1 protein-coding gene is annotated in these 234 nt (G+C 50.9%); it reads left to right on the plus strand.

The features are described from left to right. Window positions 1-150, plus strand: a 150-nt coding sequence (gene rplW, locus LD028_RS09480; protein ID WP_237811672.1) for a 50S ribosomal protein L23, incomplete at its 5' end; no start/stop codon positions are given. Window positions 151-234 lie beyond the last annotated feature (84 nt).

The raw sequence follows: 234 nt of genomic DNA on the forward strand, positions 1-234 counted from the left end.
GGCGTGAAAGTTGCGGCAGTCAACACCATGCGTGTTCCTGCGAAACCGAAGCGCTACGGCAAATACTCCGGTTACACCTCCGAGTGGAAAAAGGCGATCGTTAAGCTGACTGAAGACAGCAAAGAGCTGACGTTCTACGAAGGTGTATAACCCCGACGGCTACAGAAAAGGAGGGAATTTACATGGGTATCAAAAAGTTTAAACCGACTTCTCCTGGTCGTCGCCAAATGCCGG

The organism is Anoxybacillus sp. LAT27, assembly GCF_022030075.1.
Lineage (GTDB): Bacteria > Bacillota > Bacilli > Bacillales > Anoxybacillaceae > Anoxybacillus > Anoxybacillus kestanbolensis.